The sequence below is a fragment of the Maricaulis virginensis genome (assembly GCF_027922185.1).
GTDB lineage: Bacteria > Pseudomonadota > Alphaproteobacteria > Caulobacterales > Maricaulaceae > Maricaulis > Maricaulis virginensis.
Genome location: NZ_BSFE01000007.1, coordinates 88,454 through 105,121, shown reverse-complemented (window position 1 = coordinate 105,121; position 16,668 = coordinate 88,454). Strand labels below are relative to the sequence as shown.

The 16,668-nt window shown below is 64.1% G+C and carries 14 protein-coding genes; 6 read left to right on the top strand and 8 right to left on the bottom strand.

The features are described from left to right. Nucleotides 1-68: 68 nt before the first annotated feature. Nucleotides 69-503, bottom strand: a complete 435-nt coding sequence (locus tag PKE71_RS12715) for a MarR family winged helix-turn-helix transcriptional regulator (protein ID WP_271187361.1) — start codon at nt 501-503, stop codon at nt 69-71. 170 nt (nt 504-673) lie between these two features. Between PKE71_RS12715 and PKE71_RS12710 the strand changes: the two genes are divergently transcribed. Next, nucleotides 674-1,057, top strand: a complete 384-nt coding sequence (locus PKE71_RS12710) for an endonuclease domain-containing protein (protein ID WP_271187360.1) — start codon at nt 674-676, stop codon at nt 1,055-1,057. Between the two features lie 108 nt (nt 1,058-1,165). On the opposite strand, the gene PKE71_RS12705 is transcribed toward PKE71_RS12710, so the two are convergent. Further along, nucleotides 1,166-1,765, bottom strand: coding sequence for a class I SAM-dependent methyltransferase (locus PKE71_RS12705; protein WP_373878820.1), 600 nt, complete (start codon nt 1,763-1,765; stop codon nt 1,166-1,168). Between the two features lie 119 nt (nt 1,766-1,884). Here PKE71_RS12705 and PKE71_RS12700 point away from each other — a divergent pair, with 119 nt between their 5' ends. Next, nucleotides 1,885-2,250, top strand: a complete 366-nt coding sequence (locus PKE71_RS12700; protein ID WP_271187358.1) for a VOC family protein — start codon at nt 1,885-1,887, stop codon at nt 2,248-2,250. Between the two features lie 58 nt (nt 2,251-2,308). Here PKE71_RS12700 and PKE71_RS12695 read toward each other — a convergent pair whose 3' ends face one another. From PKE71_RS12695 to ubiA, 3 genes are all read right to left on the bottom strand, one after another. After that, on the bottom strand, nt 2,309-3,730 hold the full coding sequence (locus tag PKE71_RS12695) for a M16 family metallopeptidase (protein WP_271187357.1): 1,422 nt from the start codon (nt 3,728-3,730) through the stop codon (nt 2,309-2,311). A gap of 26 nt (nt 3,731-3,756) precedes the next feature. Continuing rightward, a complete protein-coding gene (locus PKE71_RS12690; RefSeq protein ID WP_271187356.1) occupies nt 3,757-5,208 on the bottom strand; it encodes a M16 family metallopeptidase in 1,452 nt (483 codons plus the stop codon). A 98-nt stretch (nt 5,209-5,306) separates the two neighbouring features. Then, nucleotides 5,307-6,233 (bottom strand): 4-hydroxybenzoate octaprenyltransferase, encoded by a 927-nt coding sequence (gene ubiA, locus PKE71_RS12685; protein ID WP_373878815.1) that lies wholly within the window; start codon nt 6,231-6,233, stop codon nt 5,307-5,309. Between the two features lie 77 nt (nt 6,234-6,310). Here ubiA and PKE71_RS12680 point away from each other — a divergent pair, with 77 nt between their 5' ends. The 3 genes from PKE71_RS12680 (at nt 6,311) to PKE71_RS12670 (ending at nt 10,610) form a co-directional block, all read left to right on the top strand. Then, nucleotides 6,311-7,075, top strand: coding sequence for a 16S rRNA (uracil(1498)-N(3))-methyltransferase (locus PKE71_RS12680; RefSeq protein WP_271187354.1), 765 nt, complete (start codon nt 6,311-6,313; stop codon nt 7,073-7,075). Nucleotides 7,076-7,184: 109 nt separating this feature from the next. Further along, the gene (locus PKE71_RS12675; RefSeq protein WP_271187353.1) at nt 7,185-8,561 is read left to right on the top strand and encodes a glutamate--cysteine ligase; all 1,377 of its coding nucleotides are present in this window, start codon (nt 7,185-7,187) and stop codon (nt 8,559-8,561) included. Nucleotides 8,562-8,702: 141 nt separating this feature from the next. Then, nucleotides 8,703-10,610: a peptide MFS transporter gene (locus PKE71_RS12670; RefSeq protein ID WP_373878819.1), complete on the top strand. Its 1,908-nt coding sequence runs from the start codon at nt 8,703-8,705 to the stop codon at nt 10,608-10,610. A 74-nt stretch (nt 10,611-10,684) separates the two neighbouring features. Here PKE71_RS12670 and PKE71_RS12665 read toward each other — a convergent pair whose 3' ends face one another. The 3 genes from PKE71_RS12665 to tldD form a co-directional block, all read right to left on the bottom strand. Beyond that, the gene (locus tag PKE71_RS12665) at nt 10,685-11,608 is read right to left on the bottom strand and encodes a retropepsin-like aspartic protease (protein WP_271187351.1); all 924 of its coding nucleotides are present in this window, start codon (nt 11,606-11,608) and stop codon (nt 10,685-10,687) included. A 163-nt stretch (nt 11,609-11,771) separates the two neighbouring features. Then, on the bottom strand, nt 11,772-13,694 hold the full coding sequence (locus PKE71_RS12660; RefSeq protein ID WP_271187350.1) for a TonB-dependent receptor plug domain-containing protein: 1,923 nt from the start codon (nt 13,692-13,694) through the stop codon (nt 11,772-11,774). 320 nt (nt 13,695-14,014) lie between these two features. Next, nucleotides 14,015-15,430, bottom strand: a complete 1,416-nt coding sequence (tldD, locus tag PKE71_RS12655) for a metalloprotease TldD (protein ID WP_271187349.1) — start codon at nt 15,428-15,430, stop codon at nt 14,015-14,017. Between the two features lie 393 nt (nt 15,431-15,823). Between tldD and coxB the strand changes: the two genes are divergently transcribed. Then, entirely contained in the window at nt 15,824-16,663 is an 840-nt protein-coding gene (gene coxB, locus PKE71_RS12650; RefSeq protein ID WP_271187348.1) for a cytochrome c oxidase subunit II, read from the top strand. The last annotated feature ends 5 nt before the right edge of the window (nt 16,664-16,668 follow it).

The window sequence follows — 16,668 nt, the reverse complement described above, 5'->3', positions numbered from 1 at the left end:
CGGGCAGGTTAGAGCATTCGGTACGGCTTTGGAAGGTCCGTTCCAGTTTACGTAAACGTCAAGAATGGTCAGTCGTCGCGTGTGACCAGACGGGTGAGTATGTCGTGCAGCCGGTCGGCATCGTCCGTTCCCAGCCAGGCTTCCAGCTCGAGATTGAGGTCACGCAGCACATGGTCGGCGGCGTCGCTGACGGCGCGGCCCTTCTCGGTCAGGGATACGACGGCCGAGCGCTTGTCGGTGCGCGAGGCCGTCTTCACGACGAGGCCGAGGGCCTCCATGCGGTTGACCAGCCCGGTCACCGCCGGCGGGTTCAATGACAGTGTCTCGCCGATATCGCCCATACGCCGCTCACCCTTGCGGGCCAGCAGGAACAGGACGGCAGTCTGGGCTGTGGTGACGCCGGCGGTCTTCTTCAGGCGCGCATCCGCATCCCGGTTCATCCGCCGGGCCGCGATTTCAAGCAAAAGGAAAAGCCGCCGGTCGACGGCACGCGCGCGAGCCATGTCCCTAAAACTGCGCCGATTCTGAACCCGGGGGGAGATGAGTTGAAATACAATTTAAAATAGCATAATATGGAATTACACGAAAACCATTCAGGCTTCCCCCGTTTTTACGGGGGAAGTGGCCGACTCCGGCCGAGGGCCGGAGAAGGTCGAAGGGGGTAAGTCAAAAAATGCGAGAGGACACGACAGTATCGCGCGCTCGGGCGCGCTCCATGAGGCGGTCAATGACCAAAGCGGAGCTCTGGCTTTGGCAGCGCCTGCGTGCCCGCCAGCTCTGCGGTCTGAAATTCAGGAGGCAGCACCCGATCGGGCCCTATATCGCCGATTTTGCATGTCTTCAGTGCCGCCTCGTCGTCGAGCTTGATGGTGCCTCTCATTCAACCGACCAGGAAATTGCCCATGATCGAAGACGGACAGCATTCATTGAACGCGACGGCTGGCTCGTGCTCCGATTCTGGAACACCGACCTTTATGACGATATCGACGAGACATTGAACAGGATCGCGGAAGTCGCCAGCGCCCGGACTTCCCTTGCGCAACGTCGTCCGCGCTGAAGGGTCCAAGCGCCGCTTCGCGCCGCCCCCTCAGTCCGCTACGCGGACAGCTCCCCCGCAAGCGGGGTGAGCCCTTTCGGTGTTGAGGCGGGGGGAGGTGGCCTGTCCTCAGGCGAAGCGCCAGACCTTTGCGAAGCGGACTTCGCGGTCTTCCAGCTCGCGCTGGACGGGGACGGTGTAGCGGGCGACTTCCTCCAGTTCGCCCTTGGGCAGGAAGGCGCGGCCGGGATCGCCGATCAGCACGGTGGCGCCGCGCCGGTGCAGGCCGGCCAGCCAGTCACCGATCCGGAGGGCAAGGTCGGCCTCGTAGAAGACATCGCCGGCGAGCACGACATCCCAGCCGTCATCGCGGCCGACAACATCTTCCAGCCGTGCAGTGACAGTGACGTGGTTGGCGGCCGCGTTGGCCTCGATCGCCGCGATGGCAAAAGCGTCCAGCTCGCTGGCTTCGACCGTGCGGGTTCCGGACTTCAGGGCCGCGATGCCGCTGAGACCGCTGCCAGCGGCAAAGTCGAGCACATGCCTGCCGCGGACAATGTCCGGATTGTCGAGACAGTATCGTGCCAGCGCCTGACCGCCGGCCCAGGCGAAGGCCCAGAAGGGTGGCGGCAGGCCCAGTTCGCCGAGAGCCTCCTCGGTCTCCTGCCACAGCGCCACGGTTTCCACGGCAAGATGCAGCGGCACTTCCGGGACCAGTGGCGGTGGCATCAGGGCAGTGTGTTCGCGAACGAAGCGATGCGGGTCGCGGATGGCGGGGGTGTCGGCCACGGTTTTCCCTGTCACACTGGCTGTCGCGTCGATAGAGCGATGACAGGCCGGGGGCAAGAATGACTGCGAAAATGACGGGCTGCACCTATGTGCTCGCCGTGCCGGATCTGGCACCGACGGCGCGTTGGTGGACGGAGTGCATGGGGTTCGAGGCGTGGCTGGACGTGGACGGCTGGGCCTTCCTGCGGCGCGACAACTGCTATCTGCGCATCGGCGAATGTCCGGATGCGATCCTGCCGCGCGATCTGGGCGATCACCAATACTTTGCCTATGTCGAACTGGACGATGTCGACGCCTATCACGCCGAGATCGCCGGACCGGGTGTGGACATCATCCATCCGCCCGAGGACCGCCCCTGGGGCATGCGCGAAATGGCCGTGCGCACACCGGACGGACACCGCATCATGTTCGCGACAGAGCTGTGAAAAAAGCGGCCGGACCCCGAAAGGCCCGACCGCCAGCCATGGCAAATCCGTGATCCGGTTATTCGCTGTCCGGTGTGATGATCCGCGCGCCTTGCAGTTGGGGCAGGGCCAGCACATCGGCCTGGATCGTCTCCAGATCGCCCACGAGCACCAGCGTCATCCGGTCCAGCGGCAGATAGGTGCGCGCTGTTTCCGAGATGTCCTCGTCGGACACCGCGAGGATGTTGGGCACATAGGCTTCCAGATAATCGTCCGGCAGTCCCCAGAAATCGCGCTGGGCGAGCTGGTTGATCAGCCCGCCGGTCGAGGCGTTCTGCAGGATGAAGATGCCGGCCAGCCAGTTGCGGATGCCCTGGGCTTCCTCATGCGGCGGGTTTTCCGTCTGCAGGCGGTCGATTTCGTAGAAGGTCTCGCGCAGGGCGGCCGCCGTGTCGGCGGCTGTCACATCGGCGTTGAAGGTCCACAGGCCGCCGTCCAGCATCCAGGTTTCACCCGAGCCGGGCGAGTAGGTATAGCCCTTGTCCTCGCGCAGATTGCGGGTAAGGCGCGATGTGAACGAACCGCCCAGAAGCGCATTCATGACTTCCATGGCGGGGGCGTCCGGATCGCCGATCGCAACGCCGGGAAAGCCCAGGCGGATCGTGGTTTGCGGTGCCCCGGGACGGTCGATCAGCTGGACGACCGGGCCTGTCGAAGCGGTTGCGCCCTCGGCGCTGTCCGGCTCGCCGGTTTCCCAGTCACCGAAAGCTTCGCGCACGGCGGCTTCCATGGCGGCCTCGTCGAACCGGCCCGCGATATAGACCCGTGTCCGCCCTGCGCCGAAATGGTCGCCATAGAAGGCGTTGACGTCCTCGATCGTGTAACCGCGCAGCTGTTCTTCCGTCGGCAGGATGTGGCCATAGGGGTGATCGCTGCCGAACAGCAGGTCACGATAGGCCTCGTCGGCGATCGAGCCGGGCTGGGCGCGCGACACATCGACATCGCGCACGAGATTGGCGCGTACGCGTTCGAACTCGTCCGCATCGAGATTGGGACGACGTACCACATCGGCCAGGAGTGCCACGGCGTCCGGTCCGTATTGCGACAGCACGCCGGTGGAGATGCCGGTCGTGTGTACGCCGACCCCGACATTGATATTGCCGCCCATGGAGGCAATCGTCTCGGCGAGCGCCTCCTTGGAACGGCCGCCGGCGCCTTCTTCCATCATGGCGCCCGTCAGATCGGCGAGCCAGGTCTGGGCACCGTCATCGATATTGCCGGCCCGGACCTGGACCGAGATATCCACCGTTGGCGCCAGACCGAAGGGGATGAAGGTGACCTCCAGCCCGTTATCCAGCGTGAAATGCCGGGTTTCCGGCAGTTCGAAGGCAACAGGCTCGCCGATCGGCGGCTGTTCGTGAATCTGTGCCTGCACCGCCGCCGACGGCAGGAGGGCGAGACTGGCCGCGGCCAGGGCCGCGCGGAGAGATGTCTTGGCCATGGGGCTCTTTCCCTTTGCGATCCCGATCATTCTTCACCCTCCGGTGTGGTGCCGTCCTCATCGGCGAGGCGCACTTCCAGAACGGTACGGTTGCCCGGGCGCAGATATTCCCGGGCGGTCTGGCGGATCAGTTCCGGCGTGACCTGCTGGAAGCCTTCTGTGATGCGGTTGATGCGGCCCGGATCGTCGTCGAACAGCGCGAAGGAGGCGAGCAGGTCGACCAGGCCGAAGCGGGTCGAGGTGTCCACGGTGCCATAGAAGTCGGCCAGCAGCTTGGTGCGGGCGCGTTCCACATCGGCCTCCGAGACCGGCTCGGTACGGATCTCCTCGATCGTGGCGTCCAGTGTCGTCATGACGTCGGACACGGTGAACTCGCTGTCGTGGATCAGGCCGACCGTCCACAGCATGGGGCCGTTATAGTTGAAGGCATTGCCCAAGAGGTTGATGCCGCCGAACACGCCGGACGCATAGCCTTCCTCATTGACGATGGCCTGGGTCAGACGGCTGTCATCGCCCTGGACCAGCAATTGGTCGAGCACGGCCATGGCGTAGTATTCCGGAGTGCCGCGCGGGGGCATGTGATAGCCCACGGCCAGCGCCGGCTGGTTGGCGAGATCGTCCTCGATGAAGGCAAATTTCTCTTCTGCCTGGCGCGGTTCCGACGTGTCGATTTCGGGCAGGGGATCGCCGGCAGGAATGTGGCCGAACATCTCCTCGATCCAGCCCAGGGTCTCTTCGCGATCGAAATCGCCGGCCACGACGAGCACCGCATTGCTGGGAGCGTAGAACTGGTCGAAGAAAGTCTGGGCGTCCGCCAGGCTGGCAGCATCGAGATCGGACAGGTCGCCGTAGAAATTATGGGCGTTGTGCCAGTTCTCGTTGGCGGCCATCGGCAGGTCGATCCAGATCCAGCCGCCATAGGGCTGGTTGATCACATTGACGAAGACCTCGTTGCGAACGACCTCGCGCTGATTGTTCAGCTGGTTCTCGTCGAGATCGGGAAAGGCCATCCGGTCGGCCTCGGCCCACAGCACAGCCTGCAGGGCATTGGACGGCACGACTTCGTAGTAGTTGGTGAAGTCGTAGCGGGTGGATCCGTTGTTCACGCCGCCGGATCCGTAGATCAGATTGTCGAATGCGCCGTGCGGCAGATTGCGCGAGCCCTGGAACATCAGGTGTTCGAACAGGTGGGCAAAGCCGGTGCGGCCGCGCGGCTCGTTGCGGAAGCCGACGCCGTAATAGACGCCCACCGTTGCGGTCGGAACGGTGTGGTCCTGCGACAGCACGACACGCAGCCCGTTATCGAGCTGGTGATAGCTGACATCGACCGTGAAGTCGGTCGAGACGCTGTTCGCGGTGCCGGAGCCGGTTTCGGCGGCGGCCGATGTATCGCCTGTTTCCGGCGGCGTGTCCGCAGGCTGACAGGCTGCGAGAACGAGGGCGCCGATACCGGCTGCCAGGCCTCGTTGGATGTCCATGATGTCCCCACCCGGTGCAATTGGTCCGAACGCATATCAGACGCTGCGGGGGCGTTCCGGTCAAACCGTCATGGAGAAGAATTAATCTTGGCCGTGGCTCAGATCAGCGCGCCCAGCGCCAGTGTCGCGACCAGCAGCAGGCCGCTGGTGCGGTTGGCCTTGAACAGGGCGAGACAGCGCGCGCCATCCTCCACGTCCAGCTTGCGGACCTGGTTGAACAGGTGGGCTGTATAGGCGGTGAAGGGCAGGACCACCCAGGGCGATGCGCCGCTCAGCCAGATCGCCAGGGCGACCAGAAGGGCGTTGGCGCCGTAGAAGCCGGCCACCCAGTAGGGCGTGCTCTCCCCGAACAGGCGGGCGGTCGACTTCACGCCGACCAGGGCGTCGTCCTCGACATCCTGGTGGGCGTAGATCGTGTCATAGCCGAGCGTCCAGAAGATCGCCGCGGCATAGAGCGCGATCATGGCGGGCTCGATGGCGCCGGCTGCTGCAGTGAAGGCAACCGGAATGCCCCAGTTGAAGGTCAGGCCTAGCCAGGCCTGCGGCCACCAGGTGATCCGCTTCATGAAGGGATAGGCGGCGACCAGGACCAGCGCCGCCAGACCGACCCCGATCGCCAGGAGCGGCAGCTGGATCAGGACCAGCAGCCCCACCAGCGCCTGGCCGGTCAGGAATATCCAGGCCTGGCGCAGCGATACGGTTCCGGCCGCCAGCGGGCGGTCGGCGGTGCGGGCAACCTGCGCATCCAGATCGCGATCGACAATGTCGTTATAGGTACAGCCGGCGCCGCGCATGGCGATGGCGCCGATGGCAAAGATCACTGCGTACCAGAGATCGGTCCAGCCAAGGCCTTCGCCGGTGCGGGCCAGCATCAGGCCCATCCAGCACGGCAGACCGAGCAGCCAGAACCCGATCGGACGGTCATAGCGCGCCAGACGCAGATAGGGCCGCACGGCCGACGGTGCGCGATCCACCCAGGTCTTCGGAAGGCTGTCGGCGACTCGCCGGTCGAAGTTCAAAACCATATTCGCTGTGTGGCAAAACCGGCCGGGCAGTTCAAGCGGCACTTGACGCACCGGCGCAGCCCCGCCAAAGCGAAAACATGTCGACCGATCCCAGACTCTTCATCGGCCAGGATCTCGCCGCCGGACAGGCGGTCGCCCTGCCGAAGGAAGATACTCACTATCTCGTCAATGTGATGCGCCGCGCGGCGGGCGACACGGTGCGCCTGTTCAACGGTCGTGACGGCGAGTGGCGGGCGCAGATCGTGGAGACCGGCCGCAAGGCTGCGATTCTCGAACCCCTCGAACAGACGCGCCCCCAGGCCGGAGTGCCGGACCTCTGGCTGCTCTTCGCGCCGGTCAAACGCCAGAAGACCGATCTGATGGTGGAGAAGGCGACCGAGCTGGGCGTGGCGCGGCTGTGTCCGGTTTCAACGGCCCGCACCCAGAGCGAGCGTGTCCGCATCGATCGCTTCCGCACCATCACCAAGGAGGCGGCCGAGCAGACCGAGCGTCTTGACCTGCCGGAAATCGACGAGCTGGAGCGGCTGGACCGGGTGCTCGACGGCTGGGATCCGGCGCGGCGGCTGATCTATTGCGACGAGGCCGGTGACGAGGCGGGCGAGCCCTGGGGTGGCGCGCGCGGGCGCGGCCAGCCGATGGCCGCCGCGCTGGCCGGGCTGGAAGCAGGACCGGCGGCGATCCTGATCGGGCCCGAGGGCGGCTTCTCAGACGCCGAGCGCACCCGGCTGCGGGATCACGATTTCGTCACCCCGGTGACGCTGGGGCCGCGCATCCTGCGTGCGGAAACCGCTGCCATGGCAGCGCTGGTGCTGTGGCAATCCGTTCACGGCGACTGGCGTTGAGCCGCGGCCCGGCGTCGCATCACGGCGATCCGCAGATACCGGCCCTTGTTCTCGCTGGAACGCCCACATATCTGTTGCGGACATTGAAGACAGAGCGGGGGCGCCTGGCATGAGCGGCACCTATAATCCGGGCGGCGAAGGCGCACCCGTCGAAAGTCTGGACCAGCTGACGGCCTATTTTGCTGCCGGCTGCAAGCCGGAGGCCGGTTTCCGTATCGGGACCGAGCACGAGAAATTCGGGTTCGCGCTCGAGGACCACACGCCCCTGCCTTACGAGAATGGCGGCGGTCCGAGCGTGAGGAAGATGCTGGAAGGCCTGGTCGCCTTCGGCTGGACGCCGATCGAGGAAGAGGGGCATGTCGTGGCCCTCAAGCGCATGGGCGCCTCGATCACGCTGGAGCCGGGCGGTCAGTTCGAACTCTCCGGCGCACCGCTTGAAACCATTCACGAGACCTGTGCGGAAGTGAACGGCCATCTGCGCGAGGTGCGCGAGGTCGCCGACCGGATCGGCGCCGGCTTCCTGGGGCTGGGCTTCTCACCCAAATGGTCCCTTGAAGAGACGCCGATGATGCCCAAGGCGCGCTACAAGCTGATGAAGGCCTACATGCCCAAGGTGGGCACGATGGGGCATCAGATGATGTTCCGCTCGTGTACGGTGCAGACCAATCTGGATTTCGCCTCCGAAGCCGACATGGCGAAGAAATTCCGGGTCTCGCTGGCGCTGCAGCCGCTGGCGACGGCCCTGTTCGCCAATTCCCCCTTCAAGGATGGCGGGCTGAACGGCTTCCTGTCCTACCGGGCGCATGTGTGGACGGACACCGACAACAATCGCACCGGCATGCTGCCCTTCGTCTTCGACGAGGGCTTCGGCTTCGAACAGTACCGCGACTGGGCGCTCGACGTGCCGATGTATTTCGTCAAGCGCAACAATGTCTATCTGGACGCCACCGGCCAGAGTTTCCGCGACTTCCTCGACGGCAGGCTGCCGGTGCTGCCGGGCGAGCGTCCGGTGCTGAGCGATTGGGAAGACCATCTCTCCACCCTCTTCCCGGAAGTGCGCCTGAAGACTTTCCTGGAAATGCGCGGCGCCGATAGCGGGCCGTGGAACACGCTGTGCGCCCTGCCGGCCTTCTGGGTCGGTCTGCTCTATGACTCGACGGCGCTGGATGCCGCCTGGGATCTGGTGAAGGACTGGACGGCCGAGGAACGTACTGCATTGCGGCTCGGCGCGGCGCGCATGGGCCTGAAGACGCCCTTCCGCTCGGGCACGCTGCAGGATGTGGCCCGCGAAGTCCTGGCAATCAGCCGCAAGGGCCTGAATGCCCGCAAGCGCCTGAACGGGCACGGTGAAAACGAGTCGCTCTTCCTCGACGACCTGGACGAGATCGTGAAGACCGGCCGCACCCGGGCCGAGGACCTGATCGCGCGCTTCAATGGCGACTGGGGCGGTTCGATCGAACCGGTGTTTACCGAAGCCGCCTACTAGCGAACCTCTCCGGATCCCTCCTCATCGCGGGCAATTGATTGTCACAGCCGCGTCACGGGCTTGAGCCCGAATGCCGTGCATGGTCAATTGCGGGCCGGAAATTTGGCCCGCCGGTGGGGCGGGGACGGGGAGAACATGGTTATCAATCTGGTTGTTGCCATCGGCATTGTCGTGACCATCGCGACGGCAATTCCGGTGTTTCTCGAGATGCGCAATCACCCGAAAGGGCTGCACATCCTCTTCTTCGCCGAAATGTGGGAACGCTTCTCCTACTACGGTATGCGCGGTCTGCTGATCTTCTATCTGACCCAGCATTTCCTGTTCGACGATGCCTTCTCCAGCTCGCAATACGGCGCCTATACAGCCCTGGTCTATCTGCTGCCGCTGGTCGGCGGCTATCTGGCCGACAAGTATCTGGGCAACCGCAAGGCCATTGCCTTCGGTGCGCTGCTGCTGGTCGCGGGCCACTTCACCATGGGGATTGAAGGCGAGCCTGCGCGCGAGGCGATTGTCTATGATGGCGGCCAGTACGAGCTCGTGGCCGAAGGCCGCGGCGCTGCGCGCACCGTGCTGCTGGAAGTCGGCGAAGCCACCTATGACTTCTCCGCCAATTCCGCGGGCGATCTGGTGATCGAGGGCCTGCCGGCGAGCGCGGCCATCCCGGCGACCCTGCCGGCCGGCTCGTTCGAGACGCAGATCATCGAGCGCGACCGGATGTTCGTGAACATCTTCTACCTCGCCCTTGCACTGATCATCATGGGCGTCGGCTTCCTGAAGGCCAACATCTCCTCGATCGTCGGTCAGCTCTATGAAGAGAACGATCCGCGCCGCGACGGTGGTTTCACCCTCTATTACTACGGCATCAATCTGGGCTCCTTCTGGGCGGCCATCCTGTGCGGCCTGCTCGGCGAGACCGTGGGCTGGTGGGCCGGTTTCGGCCTGGCCGGTGTCGGCATGCTGCTCGGCTGGCTGGTCTTCGTCCGCGGCCGCGCGCTGTTCTTCATGCCGGGTACCAACCTGATCGGCCATGTCGGCAACCCGCCGGAGCCGGAGAAGCTGAAGCAGAAGGTCTTCGGACCGCTCAGCCGCGAAGGCCTGATCTACCTGCTGGGCGTCGCCGGCGTGCTGGTCGTCTGGTTCATGGTGCAGGCCCACACGATCATGTTTGCAGGCACCGACCTTCTGGCGGTTCTGCTGATCATCGGCGGCCTGCTCTTCGTCGGCTACATGATCTACTACATGGTCACCGAATGTACGGCGGTCGAGGCGCAGCGGCTGATCCTTGCCATCTTCCTGATCGTGACCTCGGTGGTGTTCTGGGCCCTGTTCGAACAGGCCGGTTCGTCGATGAACCTGTTCGCCGCCCGCAATACCGACCTGTCGGTGGCGGAAGCGGCGGTCTGGAATCTCGGCCCGATCGGCATCGAGATGAGCCTGACGGCATCGCAGACGCAGTCATTCAATGCCGGCTTCATCCTGATCTTCGCGCCGGTCTTTGCCGCGCTCTGGGCTTTCCTGGCCAAGCTTCAGAAGAACCCGAACACGGTTCTGAAGTTTGCGCTGGCGCTGGTCCAGGTGGGCCTGGGCTTCATGCTGCTGGTCTGGGGTGTCAGCTTTGCCGACGACAGCTATCGCGTGCCGCTGATCTTCCTGGCGGGCGCCTACCTGCTGCACACCACCGGTGAGCTCTGCCTGTCGCCGGTCGGTTTGTCGGCCATCACCAAACTGTCTCCCGCCGCCGTGGTGTCCTTCATGATGGCGGGCTGGTTCCTTTCCAGCTCCTTCGCACAATACGTGGCGGGCATCATCGCCACCTTCACGGCGACCGATACGGTTGCCGGCCAGGTGCTGGATCCGGAAGCGGCGCTCAGCGGCTATGCCTCGGTCTTCCAGGCGATCGGCCTCGTGGCGATCGTGCTGGGTATCGTGGTCGGTGTGTTCAGCTTCCTCCTGAAGAAGCTGGGCCATGGCCGCGCCGAGGATCAGGTGAAGATCCCGGCGGCTGCCGAAGCGGCAGGCCCGGAACAGGACGCGCATCCCAAGGCGTGATGCTGTCCTGACACCGGCATGAAGAAGGCCGCGGAGCAACTCGCTCCGCGGCCTTTTTTGTCGTTCCTGCCACCCTATTCCTCGCAGGCATAGTCCGGTACGGCTGCGTCGATCTGGAAACTCCCGGTCTCGCGATCGACGGTGACCTCGGCATATTGCAGCAGGTCCATGCCCAGCACGATGGCGGGTTCGTTTTCCCAGCCCAGATGCTCGAAGATGTCGAGATCCGCGTGAAGCACCCGTAGCGAAGGGAAGCAAAGACCGCCCATGCGGAACTGGCGGATCGACAGCAGGCTGGCCTCTTCCACCTCCCGGCCGTCAATGCCGCCGACCGTCATCGCCCGCATGACCATGTGACGGGTCCCGACCAGGCGATCCAGCGGGACATTCGCGATCGTCCGCGCGCTGCCGCTGTCGAGCATCACCCTCACCGGACGGCTGGCGCGGAGCATGGCAGCGTCCCCGACAAGCAGACCGGCCGGATCAATACGGCCGTCGGCGCGGGATGCGGGGGAGGGGGCGAGTTCCAGCCGTCCAGCGGCGAAATCGACGCGATACCGGTCGGCGCGAATGGCATCGACGCCGAGGAGGCCGGCGACGGGGATGGGTTGCCCCTCTTCAACCGGAATGATCACGCTCAGGAGGTCGATCGGGGACTGGTCTCCGAAGTTGAGGCTGTGAAGCGCGAAACGCTCCGCCTCGAAGCGTGTTGTCAGTGCCTGGACATCGTCGACATGCTCCCACCGCGACTGGAAGCCCAATTGCTCTGCCACGGGGGCCGCGATCGCCGTGTGACTGGCGCCGGTGTCGAGAATGAAGGGGAAGGGGCCCGCATCGCCGATGGTCACCGGGAGCAGAAGGTGGCCGCTGGGCGTGCGTTCAAGCGGGATACCATCCCCGGCAAGAGCCTCACTGGACTGTGCGGCTCCCGTCGCAAGAACGGCCGCGGCAACCAGAGCGGCGCCGGAAGCTCTTCGTAATCTACGGGCATGCGACATGGTCCTGCCTCCCTGCAGGTTCGCCAGCAGCCCCTCGCTGGTCTGTGGTTCCGGATTTCGGCGCCTTTGCAGCGCTCTCTGTTGTCTTGATACTGTCACGATACGCCGCCCCGGCGGGCGGCTGCAAACGGGACCCGGGTGTTTCCGGGTCCCGCTGCGATCACTAAAACGTGTCCTGGAACCGCAGATAGGCAACCTGGCCCATCGAGATATTGCGGTACTCGATGGCGTCGATCACGCCGTCTGCTCGGGATCCGTCATAGAAGACCCGCCGGCGGTCGTCGCCATTGTTGAAGACCCCGTCCACGCCGGCTCGTACGGTCATGCCGAACCAGCGTGTCGTCTCGACATAGATGTCGAAATCGCCATCGGTGTTGTCGAACTCGCGATATTCCTGAGCCAGGAAGGTCTCGCCATCGGAGAGCCAGTGATAGTCCCAGCCCCAGGCGAGCTGTCGCTGCGGGAAGGTCTGCCGGAAATCCAGGCTGAGTTCCCACTCGCGAATGCCGGACCAGTGACGGCTTTCGCCGGTGAGCGGGTCGTCGACCTTGGTGTCGTACCATTCCAGGAACACGTCGATCACGGCATTGGTCAGTCCGAACCGGTCGAGCGGCGAGGTCAGATTGCCGGTGACGCGCAGATTGGTCCCGTCGCCGATATTGCCCGGCGCATCGAAGACACCGTCATCGGTGACGATCGGCACCCAGCCGTCGAGATCCTGGATCCAGTCATAGCCGATCTGCAACGAGAAGGAGCCGTCTTCGCCGAACCGCCGTTCCCATTCGGCCTCGATGGTCCAGGTCCGCTGGGGCACATAGTCCGGATTGCCGAGAACGGGATTGTCGTCGGCGGCATCGATGGAACTGGCGAACTTGTCGAATTCGAGCTGGTCGACATCGCGCCGTGCCGTGAAGCGCAGCCGGTTCCGGTCGTCCTGGCGCCAGTTCAGCGTCACGCTGGGTTTGGCGTAGGTGAAGCTGCGCGACTGCTCCGCATCGCCTGTCTGGGTGATCTCGGAGAATTCGTAGCGCAGGCCTGTTTCCACACTCAGCCTGTCGCTGGCCGACCAGACATGGTTGGCGAAGATCTCGCTGCGGGTTTCCTCGACCCGCGTCGACGAGACCGGCAGCGGAATGGGCGTGACAACGGTGCCGTCATCCTCGAACAGGTCCAGGTCGGTATCGCGGGCATTGATCGCGGTTTCCGCCCCGATCTCGAAAGCGTGGGTCGGGTTCGGATTCCAGGACAGCGTCTGGCGAAGGGCGGTTTCTTCGTAATCGCCCTCGAAGCTGACGATGGTTGCCCCAAGGAAACCGGTTTCGACGTCATAGACTTCATAGGGTTCGGGGCCGTCGGCCCAGCGCTCGCGGCTGGCGAGCAGAATCGTTTCGGATGACAGCGCGTCCGTGAAATCGTGGTTGAAGGTCAGCGTCCCGGACCCGATGGCGCCATGGTTCTGGGTCTGGTTTGTCTCTATCGTCACGAGAGTGCCGGCCGCATCGCGCGTGAAGTCGATGGCGCCGCGGTGCCAGGTCCAGGCTTCAACCTGGCCGTCGAAACGCAGGCGCGACCGCTCGCTGATTGCCCAGTTTACAGACAGGCTGGGAATGATCTCGGAATAGGCACGCTGATCCGAGACGCGTGAGAAAAACTCCGGCTCGTCCTGCCCGTTGTGGAAGGCGTGGTGCCGGCGCAGCCGGTTGCCGTCGAAGCCGCCCTCGATCCCCATCACCACGTCGGCATTGCCGACCGGCATGGAGTAGGAGATTTCGCTCCAGTTTCCGGCACGCCCTGAATCCGACAATACAAACCGCGAAGCCCAGGAACCCGATCGTCCTGCGCCCTCGCGCAGAACGACATTCACGAGGCGCGGGTGGCCGCGCATGTCGTATTGCGGCAGGGCTTCCTGGATCAGCTCGACCCGGGCGACATCCTCTGTCGGGATACGCTGCAGGACCGTCTCCAGCGACAGCGACTTGTTGGATGGCCGCTGACCGTTGATCAGGAGATTGCCGAAACTGTCGCCCAGGCCGCGGCGATCGGTGTCGCCGCCCGAAAGCGAGAAGCCGGGCACCCGGCCGACCATGTCCAGCGCCGTGACCGGTGAATATGTGGCAAAGAAGGCCGGTGCGTAGATCGCTATCCCGGCTTGCGTCTTGATAATGGTGTCCGCAGTCCCAGCGTCTGCGTCATCCCGGAATGCCCAGGCTGAATCACCAAATAGTGCGGCTGTCGCGGCCCCTGCGACCACGCCGATAACTGTCCCTCGCATTGTACCCCTGACGAGTTGTGCCAACCCAGCGTCCCTTGACGACTGGGGTAGTACATGGCGGGACCTTATAATACGTAAGCTTTCGTAAGGTGCATCACGCGCCTGTTATTCGGCTGTGTTGCTGCGGCGCGGCATCAGCTGCCGGCACCGCCCACCGTCAGACCCGAGATCTTAAGGCTGGGCTGGCCGACACCGACGGGTACGCCCTGGCCGGCCTTGCCGCACGCGCCGACGCCCGGATCCATCTCGAAATCGTCGCCGATCATCTCGATGCGGGTGAGGGCGGTCGGCCCGTCGCCGATCAGCGTGGCGCCCTTCACCGGTGCAACCACTTTCCCGTCCTTGACCCGGTAGGCCTCGGTGCACTGGAAGACGAACTTGCCGGAGGTGATGTCGACCTGGCCGCCGCCGAAATTCACGGCATAGATGCCGTCTTTCAGGCTTTCCAGCATTTCCTCGCGCTTGTGATTGCCGGCCAGCATGTAGGTGTTCGTCATGCGCGGCATGGGCGGATGGGCATAGGATTGCCGGCGGCCATTGCCGGTCGGCTTGTGGCCCATAAGGCGGGCATTCATGCGGTCCTGCATGTAGCCGGTCAGGATACCGTCCTCGATCAGCACGGTGCGCTCGGTCGGCGTGCCTTCATCGTCGATGGTCAGCGAGCCGCGCCGCTTCTCCATCGTACCGTCATCAATCACGGTGACGCCTTTAGCGGCGACCTGCTGGCTCATGCGTCCCGCAAATGCGGATGTGCCCTTGCGGTTGAAGTCGCCTTCCAGGCCATGGCCGACGGCCTCGTGCAGCAGCACGGCCGGCCAGCCTGGACCCAGAACCACGTCGAACACGCCGGCCGGCGCATCGACGGCGTCCAGATTGACCCGGGCGATACGCAGTGCCTCGTCCGCCAGCGGCTTCCAGGCGTCCGGCGCAATCCAGCGGTCGAACTCGGCGCGACCGCCGGCACCGGCGGATCCGGTTTCGCGGCGGCCGTCGCGTTCGACGGTGACCTGGACGTTCAGGCGTACCAGCGGCCGGATATCGGTCTTGATGTCGCCGTCGGCGCGGATGATCGAGATATTGCGCTTGGCGCCGGCGATGGAGGCGGAAACCTGAACCACGCTGGCGTCCTTCGTCCGGCAGTAGGCGTCGATCTCCTGCAGCAGCTTCACCTTGGTGTCGAAGGCGGGATGCGCCACCGGATCGACGGCGTCGTAAAGCTTGCGATTGGTGCCGGCCGGCGGCGGGGCCAGTACGCCGGCATGGCCGCGCTTCACGGCACTCGCGGTTTCCGCGGCGCGCTTGACAGCATCCAGCGTCGGATCGGAGGAGTGCGCATAGCCGAAGGCCTCACCCGCCACGCAGCGCAGACCGAAGCCGCGATTGGAGTCGAAGCTCGCAGACTTCAGGCGCCCGTCGTCGAAAACGAGGGATTCAGAAACGGCCGTCTCCAGAAAAAGCTCGCCATCGTCGGCACCGGACATGGTGTCGGCAAGGACCGGTGTAACGTCCTCGACGTCGAATTCGAATTGTTCGATCGGTTCCTCAGACATGGCGGCACTCCAGAAGCGGTTTCACGAGCATGACATAGTCGACCGGGGAGGACGAGGGAACACGCGTAGGTCAGCGAAGCCGCACAGCCGACAGGCAATACCCGAGCATTCCGTTCCAGGCGGCTGAGACGTTTGGCCGCATACTGAGTCGGTGTCAGCGGCCTATAGTCGCATCACCAATCGGGGCTTAGGCGCGCGAATGCTTCGCAGTGTCGGTTGGACGGGGAGTGTAGAGCTTTTAAAATCAGTGAGTTGCCGGCTATTCTGATATCATGTGCGAATGCCGGTACAAAAAATGCCGTTGACGGCCTGACACGGCCGTGACCGGGCTCTATATTCCGCCGCCATCGGCGGGGGATTCCTGCCTTAATGCCTGACTTGTATGGGGAAGCCATGCGATTCCTGACCGCACTCGTGCTTACTTGGACAACCGCCGCTGCCGGCGCACTCGCAACGCCCGGCCAGCCGACGGACGGCCATCTGGGTTTTCAGCCGGCCGTCACGCCGATCATGGAACGCGTGACCAGTTTCCATAACATCCTGCTCTGGATCATCATTCCGATCACGCTCTTCGTGATGGGTCTGCTGCTCTGGGTGATGATCCGCTACAACCGCAAAGCCAATCCGCAAGCCAGCAAGAACAGCCATAACACGCTGCTCGAAGTCGTCTGGACGGCGGTGCCGGTCATGATCCTGATCGTCATCTCGGTCTTCTCCTTCCCGCTCCTGTACTTCCAGGACGAGATTCCGGAAGCCGACTTCACCATCAAGGCGACGGGCTATCAGTGGTATTGGGGCTATGAGTATCCCGACCACGAAGTGCCGCAGTACATCTCCACGATGGTTGCGGAAGAGGATCTCTCCGAAGGCCAGCTGCGCAACCTGTCGGTCGACTATCCGCTGGTCGTTCCGGTTGATGCCGTCGTTCGTCTGCAGGTCACTGCGGCCGACGTGATCCACAACTGGGCGATGCCGTCCTTCGGCACCAAGATGGATGCCATTCCGGGCCGCATCAACGAAGCCTGGTTCCAGGTGACCGAAGAGGGCACTTATTACGGCCAGTGCTCGGAGCTGTGCGGCATCCGCCACGCTTTCATGCCGATCGAGGTTCACGTCGTGTCGCAGGACACGTTCGACGCCTGGGTCGAGGCCGGTCCGGGTTCGGACGAGGCCAATGCCGTGATTGCTGAATATTCCGCCGCGCGGGAAACGCGCCTGGCGCAACTCGACTAGGGATG